The sequence below is a fragment of the Tenacibaculum jejuense genome, assembly GCF_900198195.1.
Lineage (GTDB): Bacteria > Bacteroidota > Bacteroidia > Flavobacteriales > Flavobacteriaceae > Polaribacter > Polaribacter jejuensis.
On the sequence record NZ_LT899436.1, the window covers coordinates 2,528,212 to 2,542,141 of the forward strand.

Sequence of the window (13,930 nt, forward strand, 5' to 3'; positions counted from 1 at the left end):
TAATAATTTTTTTTATGAAATAACATTCCCACACCTAACCTAAACAAGTATAATTAAAATATTTACACTCTATTATATTCCAAAAAAAATTATTAAACCTAGTTAGTATTTATTTCTTCTTGATAAACAATTCTATTTTCTAAAAATATTCCTTTATTACTTTTAATTACGTCTAAATTTAACTCTTTTTTATATCTTCTACGATCATAAAATTCACTATATCCATCATATTTTCTAGACAAATATTGAATATCTCTTAGAAAACTATTTAAACGAGGAGTATTTTGATAAGCTAACTCTCTGTTATCTGCATTTTCAATAATTCCTATTCGACCTTTAGAATCTAAATATTTATATATTGGAATATAATCTAACCAAATAGAACAGTAAGATTCTATAGTAAAACTAACAGTAACTTTATCTTTTACTCTGTAATATTCAAAAATGTTAGGATAATCATTTCTATTATTATATTTAAATCCGGTAGGGTAAGATATTCTTAAGGGAGAAGAATCGTATATTAATCCTTTATTATTTTTTATAGAATTCTCTTCATTCAAAATAATCACTGGATTTCCATATAATCCATTTTGCATATAATGAACAAAATCACTTGTAATTTTTTTATTTTCATCAAAATAATAGATTTTAGACAATGCATCAACATTTCTTGTGTAAAATTCATATCCATCAAGAGGTAAAATAGAAGTTTTATTTTCCAACAAAAATTCGGAATAATGCTGACTATAATCTATAGATTTTTTTTCACAATAATCTGGTGAAAGAGTCATCAATAATTGATATTTTTTTGTAAGCTCGTGTAATTCTTTATTTAATCTATACAATTCGTCTGTAACATTATCTTTTGATAATTGGAAATAGCTGTTAAACATGAAAAACCAATCGTCTTCATCATTTGTCCAAACATTATTTAAAATCATGTTTTCTTTGATTTTTAGTTACGCCAATCACTAGGATAAAAAGTAAATTTACCTCGACTATTCTCTATAATAAGTTCTGTTAACTCATCTAAATCAGTGCCAAAGGATTGGTAAGTTCTTTTTAAAAGTTTTTGTAAATCATTTTTCCCCATTAAATAAGCCGGATGTTGACGGGTTACAATCTTACCTCTACCAATTCTTTTGGTTATTGAGGAATTTACAGGATCATTAAAATCAGTCTTTTTTATTTGTGTACCTAACTTATTTATTAGTTTTTCTAGTAAATTTTCACTTGATAATAAATTATTCCAAGTTTTCAATTCAACTAATGTTTCAACACCTATGACGAAATCGACCTCTCTAATAGGCGGATTCCCAGAAACAGCCGGAACTATTTTTGAAAAATAAAATTCTATTTTTTCGTTATTCTTAAGCATATCATTAAATACATCCAATTCATATTTCCAGCCTCCTTTAATTCCTTGATCTATTTTCACTGAATTGGTTCTAGCATATTCCTTTAATACTTCAGGATTTTTAAATCCAGGATGTTTAGACATATCAATTAAAGTTTGTAATGCATCATTTTTATATTTATTTAATCTTATAGAGTATTCTAATAACAAATCTAAATCATCAAGAAAAGGAGTAGGTCTATTAGCTAAACTTTCGGCTAATTCAATAGATTTAAGGTTTTCTAACTTGCCAATTTTTATTAATTTCTCTCTACTTACACCCTTACTTTTTAAAAAATCTATTTTTTTAATAGCCTCAACAGATTTTTTTAAATTCGATTCAGCATCAATGAGAATTTTCCAACTATCAATTAAGTTTTCGTTTTCTCCAAAGGATTTTATACTTTCCTGAGAACCTGAAAATTGGTCTCTAAATTTATTTTTTAAACTAGGGAATTCGTCTAATTTAATTGCTAACTTCGGAAATGATTCTTGAATTTTTTCAAAAAAACCATTTTTAATAGGTTTCACGTAAGTCGCCATTAACCCTTGTTGTGATAAAGTAAAACCGTATGCTTCAAGTTTTTTAAAAATAGTACTATTTGATCTTAATCTAGCTTTTGAACCTGGTTTTAGCACTCTTTTTATTTCATTCGCAATTTGTTCTCCATGCCTTGTTATAGGAGGGCCAAGAAATTTATAGGCCTCAATATTAGTAACACTATTATCTGCAAAAGGTAAATTCTCAGCTCCTTCCTTAACAAAACCTCCATTAGGATTATCTGCGATAATTTCGAAAATTTCTTTTCTATTACCTATCATAGGATTGATATCTATGTAATCTGGTAGACTTCCTTCTCCTCCTAAGTTAAGTTTTATTTCTCTTGGTAAATTAGGAAGACCTGAGTTATTTATTTGACCCCAAGTGTAACCATCCTTAAGATACTCACTATTATCTTTCAGTTCTTTCCATTTATTAAAACCACCAACATTTTTAATTTTAGATGCTACTAACTGATCATAATCTATTTTATTATTCTCAATATAATTAGTTATAAATTTAATATCATCTAATCTCGTGTTCAACTTTGTCTCTCCAGCTTCATATAAAATTTTCCAACTTAATAAAAGATCCGAAGTATTTTCAAACTCCTGAATTGTTTGATCATCTATTTTAGCATAATCAGCTAAAAATTTACTTTTAAGATTTTTGGAAAGTGTTTCTAAATCTTCTAGCTTTTTTGAAAGTTTTGGAAACTTTTCTAATCTATTTATTAGGTCAGGAACTTGTCCTGTAGAAAATTCAGGTGGCAGATATTTAGGAATATCATCAATACTAACGACTTCACCAGTGTTTTTCTTAGTTATTTTTAATGATCCATCAGACTGCTCTTGTAATTTCCAAACTTCACGTTTTGGTCTTGGACTACCTTTCGGTAAGTTTCTAGGACTTTTGGAAAATTTACCATTTTTATCAAAAAAGAGTATTAAATCAATATCGGTACCTTTAGTTTCTGTAGTCATTTTAAAGGTGTTCTTTGACATCAATTCATCTACATGTATATACTCTATCTTTATATCTTCTAAACCTGCTAATTTATATGCTGCTAACCTTCTATGATCAACTGTCCACCATCCTTTAGAATCATCTGCGAGATTATAAAAAACTTTAATATCACTAGCAGGTAAACTTCCTCCAGTTTTTAGTGTATAAGCATTTAATAATACGAAGAAGTCTCCTGTTTCATTACTAATAGACCCTTGCATAAACTTAATATCCTTAACTTTAGCAATAACTTTTTTACCATAAGGTAAAATAGCTGGCCTAATATCATTACTTTGTTCAAAAATTATTTTACCATCTTTTCCTTTTCTAATTACAGTACCCTTAGGACTAAAATGACCTGATTCAACAAGTTTGTTTACATCAACAGGTCCATTGAAATCATCTAATTTATTTATCAATGATAAAAATATGTAAGGTGGATTGTCAATATCTTGAAGAACTTTAACATCGTTTTTTCCTTTAGCGCCTTTAGATGTCTGCACGACAACATCATCTAACCTTGCTAATTCTTTAACATTTACATTTGCTGTTCCTATTAGATTTTCTAGAGTAGTTAAAACAATATTTTTATTAGAATCTATACCTAATGTTCCTAAATTTAATTTTGAAGTTCCATTATCATAAACAATAGACGGTTTAAAATCAACTCCTGAATACTCTAAAGTAATGTTTTTAGGCAAACGACTTTTGAATTTTAATAAAGATCGATAATACATCGTCCTAGAAACTATATCTAAATCTAAAGCTTTTTTAGATTTTAAAATTCTAAGCATTTCATCTATTGCATTTAAAATCTTAAGTTTATCTACATCACTAAGAGTTTCATACGCTTTAACAGCTTTTTCTAAATTTTCAACATTTAAAATTATCCTATTAAATTTACTTGCTCCTTTTACATTTTTTACAACATTTATAAATCCTACAGTTGTTTTTCCTACACTTAATAAGATTTTTGGTAGATGTGCCATTTCTTTTAAGCTATACAAACCATAAGCAGCATCCCAATACGCTAATTCATCTCGTCCAAATTTTTTCTCTAAATTATGTCTATCTAACGTTACATAAATATCTATAATAGCAGCAGCTCGTTCAATATTTATGATTACTGGAAGAAGTTTTGCTCCAATAGCTGTAGGGGCAGTAAATAAAGCTAATAAATTACCTACAATTCTCGTTACAACAATCTTTTGTTCATCGTCGACTGTATCGTCTAACCAATGTAAAAATATTGCTGGAACTTTTAGTTTTTGACCTGATTTATACTCTTGATTATCAAAGTAAATATCCTCTCGTAAATCTATATAAACATATTCTAATGGAGAATATACATCATTAATAATATTATGCCCATATCTAGATAATTCTGCTGAAATTTTATTTTCATTGTTAAGTCTTGTTTCTAAATAAAATTTACCGTTGCTTGTTAAACTATTTATCCAAGATTCTCTGTAATAGGGAACATAATTATGATAACGCGCTACAGGTTTTAAATCCTTTACTTCATCATAATTAGATGCTGATCTATTGTAATCTTCATTTTCATATAATTTAAATGCTTCTGTATCAATTCCCGCATCAGATCCTAATTTAACTTTCCAATTACAAATGGATAAAATAAAATTTGCTAACTGATCTGTTTGAAATATATTGTCTAACGTAATAAAAGCATACTTTAAAAAACCTGGATTTTCTTCAAAATATTTAACCAATTTTGCTTGATCTTCTGACCTATTTTCTAGATTAGAGACTAATCCTGCAAGAATAATTTCTGTAGAATTGAACAGGTCATCCTCATCTTTTGAATATAATTCTTTAAAAATATTTTTACGATTTTCGAAAGATCCATATTCATTTACTAATAATGTATATAGATTTATAAACTCTGGTAGTATAGTATCTTCAAGTTTTTTAGTAAAGCTCCAAAAGTATTTATAGTCATCTTTCAATAAGAATTGAAAAATCTTATTTTTTTCTTCATCAGCTATAAATTTTAATAGCCTTGTTAACTGTTCATCAAAATTATTTATTTTCGTTACCTCCTTTTCTTCGTCACTAAAGGCATCTTTTTTCTTAACTTTGTATGGATTATTATCCGAAAATAATAATAAGCTGATGGCTTTTTCTCTTTGAGAAGGATTAATATACTTTTCTAGCTGCTCTGTAGTCAGTAGAGTTAAAATTTCATTTATTCTTTTTGATTCTTTCTCTAATAATGTTGGTGTGTTTTTTGTTGTTTCTCTTAATAAGTTATGTAATTCCTCGATTAAATCTTCTTTTTCTTTACTAAAGAAATTAATTAATTCAATATACTCTGATTTTAAATCATCTAAAGTAAACTCATCAAAAATCTCATCATAATCACTACTTGAATAGTGTTTTGTAAAATAAGACTTGAATACATTGGGCTGAGCGTTATTAAGAATGGCATATTTAGCTAAAAGTGCATGCTTACTTGTCCAACTAAACTTTTTTAATATTGGTTCTACATTAGTAGATTGAAGCTTATATTGTGAATTAAAAAACTCACTATCATAAGAATAAGCTTGTGATGGTTCTGGTGTAGATCTGTAGTTACTAAAAAATTTAGATATATTATCATATTCATCTATAATATTAAAAGAAGACGCTTCTCCTATTTTAGGAGAAAAAGTAAGATCTCCTCTAGGTACTTTTATTAACATATAACCAGAATTAATAGTACCCGATAAACCATATGTATCATTAGTTGATGTAGTGTAATGCGGTATGAGAGCAATCACTCTACTATCTTCAAAACTATCATAATGTTTTTCTTCTTTTTTAGAACCGTAAAAATGACTATCCTTAGAAGATATAAACCCCTTATAAACAAAGGTCAAATCTTCTTTTGCAACATTAGAATGTTTACCTGTTCTTTCAACTTTAGCTTTAAAAGTAACATCATTTAATTTAAATTCTATAAGAGCACCTACAGGATAATCTATGAACTTATCAAAGTTATCTAAACCTGTAGAAAATTTAAAATCTTTAGCGTTTTGTGAAATTGTAATGTAACTTCCATTAAGAGTCATGAAAGTGTACGTTCTATCCTTGTTTCTGAATTTCTTGGGAATAGATTCAACTATAGTGCTCTGTCCTTCTTCGTCTCCTTGAAACCAATAAATTTGTATACCTGGAGCATGCATTTTTTTCCAATCCATATGGTTTAGCACAGTACCACTTCCATAATCCATTAAAAAGTCTGTAGCTCCTTGTGGTGTTCCATACTCATCCCAAGGATGTTCTAAACCAAAAATACCATGACCTAATTCATGCGCCATTACTTTAGCACGATCTTCATTGCTTTTTATATTTGCATCGAATACAAAACCAAATTGACGCTTTAATGGCATAAAACCTTTTACATCACTATTGCTTGTTGGAATATCAGTGACAAATACATAATATGATTTCTTATTGTAGAATGATTGACGCTTGATGTAGCTATTAAAGATTTTTTCACTACCAGTATAATGAGATAAAATGTTACTATCACCTACTTCTATTTGATCATTTCTATTCCATTCATAAATTTCATCTAATGATATATTTTCAGCAAACTGAATATTTAATCTTACTCCTGACTTATTGTAAATTTCAGTTACTTTAGTTTTTAAATCATTTAGTCTGTCTTTTATTTCTGTTTCTTCAACATCCCTGTAAACAGGAACTAAAGTGATATTAATAGACTCTAATTTCTCAGAAGCTAAATGTGCTACTAATAAACTTCCTGCAATATCATATTTCTTAGGGTTGTCTTTAGATCTAACAACAGCTAAAATTTCTTCATCAGCATAATCGTATTTACGTTCTAATTCTAAATCTGCAGTGTTAGTAGCATCATCCCAACGAAGTATATTTACCTTAGCTCCTTCTTTAGTTTTGAAAATAATACTATCACGTTTAATGGTACTATCTGTAATTTCAACTCTCGCTTTAATAATGTCTTTTCCTTTATTATCAGAAATTGCTTTGTAACCTACATGATATTCTCCACCGTCATGTGCTAATGATTTATAGTGTTCATCTAGCTTTTTATATGAATCTTCTATTTTTTTATCAAAAGAGTAATACCCTGATCTTTCAAAATATACAACTACTCCTTTGGCTGTAATTTCACTATACTCTCCATCTGAATTTACTCCATTGGTAGAAGCATCAGTTACAGCTCCTCCTTCGGCTCCTTTACCTTCTGAAATTTTCCCATCTTCACCATAAGTCCAAACATCACCATTAGCATCAGTAATCGATACATCATTATTTCCAGGTATAATTGCTTCTTGAGGATCTCCATTTTTATCTACTCCTACAACAACTAATGCCCCGTTTTCATTGATTGTGATACCAGTTATTACAAAATCAACAGTAACTTGATCTTTATCACCAGAATCACCATTAATTGCTTCAGCTATATCTATATTTACATCTACCGTCATAGACGCATCTTCTCCAAACTTATCATCGTATATAGTTACGATTTCTCCTTCAGCTAGTTGATTTGAGGAATTGACTAAAATTCCATTGAAAGTAACAGCAAACTTTGCAAAATTTAAATATGGTATTGCTACAAAACCATTTCCTGAAATTATACCACTAGATTGACTCGTAATATTTGTTAAAGTAATTTTGAAATCTCCTGCTGTAATTTGATCACCAATATATAAACCTGGATGTGGTTCTCTGTTTGAAATTGCAATAGCATCTGGCACAATACCACAATTATAGTTTGCATCTTCATTAGTCACCATATCTGTAGTGATAAACTGAGGTTCAGAATAATTACTATATTGATATGTACATTTTCCTTTGACTTTATATTCGTAAGTTACCCCAGCTTTTAAGTTCCAAATTGTTGCCCAACTACTATTTGTTTTTTTGGTAAACCAATGTGCATCTGGGTTGTTAGCTTCACGATATGCAATAATATATTCTGAATGTATTGTTGGATCTTGATCCCATAATACATTTATTTTAGAAGTTCCCTTTGCTTCTGCAGTGACATTGTCTGGAACCATACAAGGCGCAGTTCTAGAAAACCAAAAAATCTCACTAAATCCCTGGTTTTTAAACAATCCTATTTCTTCTAATCCTTGTAGAGCTTTTGCTTTTACTCGCCAAGCATATTTTTTACCTGGTAATAATTGTGGTTTATCTGGACCGTAAATTAATGTAGTTCTCCTTGTAGTTTCTTCATAAATTGGTGCCTGTGATAAAAATGCAGTTTGCGGATTTACATTATTATCCCAAATTTCAACTAAGCTAAACTCATACTCTACATTGCTAACATTTATGTGACGTGGTGTCCATTGAAAAGCGATATTTTCAAAATCGGTGGGTTCTATATTAGAACCATTCTGAGGAAAATTTAGTATTGGAGGCTCATTTTTGAAAATGAAAACCGTAGCACATTGTTTGGCCGATAATTTTGCTCCTGAAGCAAAATCAAAAACTTCAAAACAAAAATTATAGCTTCCTTCTGGAATTGGTCTTCCATAAACTACAGGACTTATTCCTTGAATATTCTCTAGCTTATAATAAGGTGCTAATTGCGTATTAGTTAGTGTAAGTGGAATTCCACCTTCAATAAAAAGTGGTTCTGCACCTACTACAAAATCTTTACTAGTGAAGTTAAAATTTCCACCTTCAAAATATGTTTTTAAACGAATTTGACGATTAGTTACAGTTAAATCATTCAAAAATATTTGAACTGTAACTGGGCTGTTTAAACTAGTTTCATCTGCATAATTAAAAAAGTTAACTGGTGCAGGCGCGCTTACTCTTGGTACAATTCTTACTGGAAATTGTTGTGCAAAAGTTAGTTTAAACAGAAAAAATAAGACAAATACAAAGCGTAGCTCTTTTTTCATACAATTAAGGGATTACTATTAATTTGTGTCCATATACTTTAACTCATATCGATCTTTATCAATATGATTTTCTGATTCCTTAGCAAAAAAATCGACAATTAATGCTTCCAAATATAATTTTATTTTTTGTTTTTTTTCTTTCGCTTTTAACATTTTAAAAACTTTGGATGCATGTTTATTTCTAAATTTTTTGATGAAGGATTTATTTTCTTCTAAGGTTTTAAATGAATCGATTTGTCCTAATTCCGATAAAATCCATCGGTGTACTAGGAGTTTTTTATGAGATTTATTTAAAACTTTATTCATTTGTTTATACTCTTTTTGAACTTCCTCTGGATAAGAAGCTATATCTTTTTCACCTTTATTCCACAGCATATGCTTTACTATTTCTTTTTTATTTTGAACAAATTGTTTCTCTATGGCATAATCTGTTCGTTCTGCACTTCTGTATACATCTCCTATAGCTAAGAATAAAAGCTTATTAAACTCATGCATATTTTCTTTTGTGTTGTATAAATCACTTAACAGTTGAATTGCTTTGATTTTATATGCCTTATTGTTTTTTTCTTGTGCTATCTCAGCCTTTTCTTTTTTCAGTTCTTCCATAACATTATCTGGAGTAGCTTCGAAGAGAGGAGAATTTATTAATCTTGTAATTTGGTAATTAACTTCTGGAATAGTTCCATTATACAATGAATCTCTATACTTGAATCGTATTGGTTTTTTTATTCTTTTTTCTTTTGTCTTTTTCTCTTTTTTAGATTGCTCTTTTTTACGTTTTGGTTTTCTATTTCTTTTTCTGAATCTGATATCTTTTGAATTAAATAATCCAAAACTGTAATTATACCCAAATGTTAATGTAAAATTTTGAGTCGCAGCACTTGAAATACTGTTTCTAATTTGAAATAAGCCATTTAAACTAAAGTTATGTTGCTTTTTGTATACATATCGTCCTCCTAACCTCAAATTAGCTACTTGTCCTTGACGCTCTCCATTCGTTAATGTTTCGTTATAACTTATTGCGCTATTTACTTTTAGCGTTTTTTCTAAAAATCCTTTTGTAGCGCTAACCGTTGGACCTAAGATTAAAGTATTTGAATCTGAAAGTTCACTTAAACTTGTGTTTATAGCACCAGAAATTGATAAATCTGTTTCTGGATATGTTAGCGTGTAAGCTGTATTCGCATTGTAAAATGCAGAATTATCTTCTTCTCTAATTTCGTCTGCAATTTTATTGACTGCATCTTGATATGATAAATTGAAGTTTAAATTTTGCTTGACACTTGGAGTATCTTCTAAAGTATAGTTTACATTTAAATTTGCATTTTGTGAAATCTGAGTAATATTATCTTGATCTAGTTGTTCTTCTATTTGGTTAACGCCGTTAATAAAATCAAATTGATCTTTGATATTTGTAAACGATTGAAAGTTTGAATAGCTTCCTGTAAGATTTAATTTATCACTTGCATTATATGCTGCATTGAAAGACATTACTAATCGATTTAACTGAGTTGCTTTAGTATCATCTAAATCATCTTTTTGCAATCCAGCATTCATACTCAGAGCTAACTTGTCATTAAAAATGGTCTGTGAAGCATTTACAGTTATATTTTCTAAATCGTTATTGAAAAAATATCCTCCTAATGTTTTATAATTCGGATCGATACGCTCATATCCTAATCCGATAGCTCCTTTTCCTACTTGATAATTAAAATTTAAATTAAAAGCTTTGTAGTATTGTGTTGTTGGATTACTATTAACTAGAAAAGAAGCAAAATGATCACTTTCACCAGCTACTCTAGTGTCTTCTGTTAATGCAGATAAAGCAACTTCTGCTCTGAAACTAATCTGTTTGTTAATATTAAAATCTCCATTAAGACTAATTACAGTATTATCTTTAGGAAGTATTTCTGTTTCAATAGGAATTGGATTTTGTAAAGAATTTACATCATCGCTTGCTTTGAAGAATATTAATCCTAATGTCGCAAAATCAAAAGTATAAGAAGTATTAAAACCATAACCAATTCGCTTATAATTTGCTTCTCCATTGATATTTTCTTCGTCAAATTCACGTTCTTTCAATAAGCGACCGTACATAACACTTATTTTGAATTTATCCTTGGGTGATAAATCAAATCCAAGGCCTGTGAATTGATGTCCGTTTAAAGTGTAAGGTGAAAACGTCATACTTACATCACCAATATGAGCAGTTACCCACTTATAACTTGGATGCAAGCTTAAGCGATTAAATGTGAAAGGGTTATTCGTTTGGAATTTACTATTAGAGTACGAAAAAGAGAATGGAACATTATACACATCACTAATATTCAGGTTTACATTTCCTGATAAAAAATATGTAAATGGTTCTCTATTTGCGTCCCCTGAATGATAAACCGAATTTACTGCTACCCCCCCAGATAGCTTAAAAAGAGGTGACTTTCCTATTTTTTCTAGGTTTTGTGATGACGAAAAAAGGGAAAAGAAAACAACTTTTAAAAAAACAATTTTCTTAAATTTCAATAGACAACTAATTTCGCGCAAAAAAAAAGATTTTTTCGCTAACAAAAAAGCTTTTTTTGAAAAATCTTAAATTTATGTTAAATCAATTTTTCAAGAATATGAAATTTTTCAAAAGATATAAGGCGTTGTAGATGAATTTGATTCTATTTTTTTATTCTATTAACTCATAAACAGCAACAGCGCCTCCTAAATATTCTTGAGAAGATCCGTCTTGTTTTAAAATATATTGTTTAAATATTCCAGCCTTAGGAAAAGTTAAAGTAATTAATTTCTTGTCAGCTGATATTTTACCTATGAAAGAAATTTCATCATTATTCGGATTTATTAACACAAGATCGTCACCATCAATTTGATAAGACAAACCTAATGCTCCTGCTATACCGCAAGTAAAAACTTGTTTTTTTACACCATTAATGTCGGTTTCAATTTCAAGTGAAATACCACTAGTGTAAGGATGAGTTACCACTCCTTCATCATTAACCTTAAATGGATAAAATCCACAAGGATTACCTTCTGCAATTAAATCGGTAGAAAATGTTCCATCATTATTAATATCAACGGGAATATCAATATTAAAACTTACCATTTTAAACTGTAAACTATTTAAAGAAGAATCATCTATACGCTCTACTGTATCATCTGATGAGCTACAGCTAATAAAAATTAAAAATAGTAATGCATTGAATAATATTGTTTTTTTCATTTTAGAATTATTTGGATAGTTTTTACTTTAAAGATATGTTACTTTTTATAAAACACAAAAAACTAAGTTAAAACTCAAAAAATCAACCTGTTTAACAAAAAAAACCGCTGAAATAATTCAACGGTTTTCAAAGTATATTGTAGTTTTCTTATCTTCTACTATAATTTGGTGCTTCCTTTGTTATGGTAACATCATGTGGATGACTTTCATTGATACCACTTGACGTAATTCTTACGAACTTTCCATTTTCTTTTAAAGCATTAATATCTTTAGCTCCACTATATCCCATTCCTGCACGCAAACCTCCAACAAATTGGTGAATACTTTCATACAACTCTCCTTTGTATGGCACTCTACCAACAATTCCTTCTGGAACTAACTTTTTAATATCATCTTCTACATCTTGGAAATAACGATCTTTAGAACCTTTTTTCATAGCTTCTACCGATCCCATTCCTCTATATGTTTTAAACTTTCTTCCATCAAAAATTATAGTTTCTCCCGGACTTTCTTTAGTTCCTGCTAATAAAGATCCTAACATAACACAATCTGCTCCAGCTGCAATAGCTTTTGGAATATCACCTGTATAACGAATTCCTCCATCAGCAATTACTGGAACACCAGAACCTTTTATTGCTGCGGCAACTTCTAATACTGCAGAAAATTGTGGAAAACCTACACCAGCTACTACTCTTGTTGTACAAATAGAACCTGGTCCGATACCAACTTTAACTGCGTCTGCTCCAGCTTCAACTAAATATTTAGCAGCTTCTGGAGTAGCAATATTACCAACTACAACGTCTAGATTAGGAAACTTTGCTTTTACTTCTTTTAATACCGAAACCACACCTTTTGTATGACCGTGAGCGGTATCGATAATTACTGCATCTACTCCAGCATTAACTAAAGCCTCTGCTCTTTCAACTGCATCTCCAGTTACTCCTAAAGCAGCTGCTACTCTTAATCTTCCTAAACTATCTTTGTTGGCTATTGGTTTTTGAGTTGTTTTTGTAATATCTCTAAAAGTAATTAAACCAACTAAAATATCATCGTCGTTTACAACTGGTAATTTTTCAATTTTATTTTCTTGTAAAATAATTTCTGCTTCTTGAAGTGAAGTTCCTTCAGCTACAGTAATTAAATTTTCAGAAGTCATTACTTCAGTAATTGGTCTGTCGTTATTCTTTTCAAAACGTAAATCTCTATTAGTTACAATACCAACTAATTTTTTATCTTCATCTACAACAGGAATTCCTCCAATTTTATGTTCTTTCATTGCTGATTTTGCGTCAAGAACTATAGCATCTAGCGCTAAAGTAATTGGATCTATAATCATTCCACTTTCTGCTCTCTTTACTTTTCTAACTTCTTGAGCTTGCATCTCAATTGTCATATTCTTATGCAATACTCCAATACCACCTTCTCTGGCCATAGCAATTGCCATAGCACTTTCTGTAACTGTATCCATAGCTGCAGAAACCACTGGTACATTGATCGTTATATTTTTAGTAAATTTTGTTTGGATATTTACTTCTCTAGGAAGTACTTCTGAATATGCAGGAACTAATAAAACATCATCGTATGTTAAACCTTCGCCTACAAATTTATTTTGGTGAGCATTCATATTGCAATCAATATTTATCTTGTCAATTAATTGCATGCAAATATACTAATTTTATTATAACTTATAGTTTATCTTAATGTTAATCATTTCCCTTTATTCCTAGAAGTTGAATATGAAACGCTTATTCTCAATATTCTTACACTTATGGAAAAAAGTAAATTTCTTCACTCTTAATAAAATAATTTAGTGAATGTAAAACAGTGAATCATCGTATTCATTATCACTATTAATTTTA

Annotated in this window: 5 protein-coding genes; all 5 read right to left on the bottom strand. The window is 29.4% G+C overall.

Annotated features, from left to right (window positions below):
• Nucleotides 1–98: 98 nt before the first annotated feature.
• The 5 genes from AQ1685_RS11305 to guaB all read right to left on the bottom strand — a co-directional run bounded on the left by AQ1685_RS11305 (nt 99) and on the right by guaB (nt 13,695).
• Nucleotides 99–941 carry a hypothetical protein gene (locus AQ1685_RS11305; protein WP_095072216.1) on the bottom strand — a complete coding sequence of 281 codons (843 nt, stop codon included), beginning with the start codon at nt 939–941 and terminating at the stop codon, nt 99–101.
• Nucleotides 942–955: 14 nt separating this feature from the next.
• The gene (locus AQ1685_RS11310) at nt 956–8,848 is read right to left on the bottom strand and encodes a fibronectin type III domain-containing protein (RefSeq protein ID WP_095072218.1); all 7,893 of its coding nucleotides are present in this window, start codon (nt 8,846–8,848) and stop codon (nt 956–958) included.
• Between the two features lie 18 nt (nt 8,849–8,866).
• Nucleotides 8,867–11,368, bottom strand: a complete 2,502-nt coding sequence (locus AQ1685_RS11315; protein ID WP_095072220.1) for a TonB-dependent receptor — start codon at nt 11,366–11,368, stop codon at nt 8,867–8,869.
• 151 nt (nt 11,369–11,519) lie between these two features.
• Nucleotides 11,520–12,071 (bottom strand): hypothetical protein, encoded by a 552-nt coding sequence (locus AQ1685_RS11320; RefSeq protein WP_095072221.1) that lies wholly within the window; start codon nt 12,069–12,071, stop codon nt 11,520–11,522.
• Between the two features lie 148 nt (nt 12,072–12,219).
• Nucleotides 12,220–13,695: an IMP dehydrogenase gene (gene guaB, locus AQ1685_RS11325; protein WP_095075059.1), complete on the bottom strand. Its 1,476-nt coding sequence runs from the start codon at nt 13,693–13,695 to the stop codon at nt 12,220–12,222.
• Nucleotides 13,696–13,930: the final 235 nt, after the last annotated feature.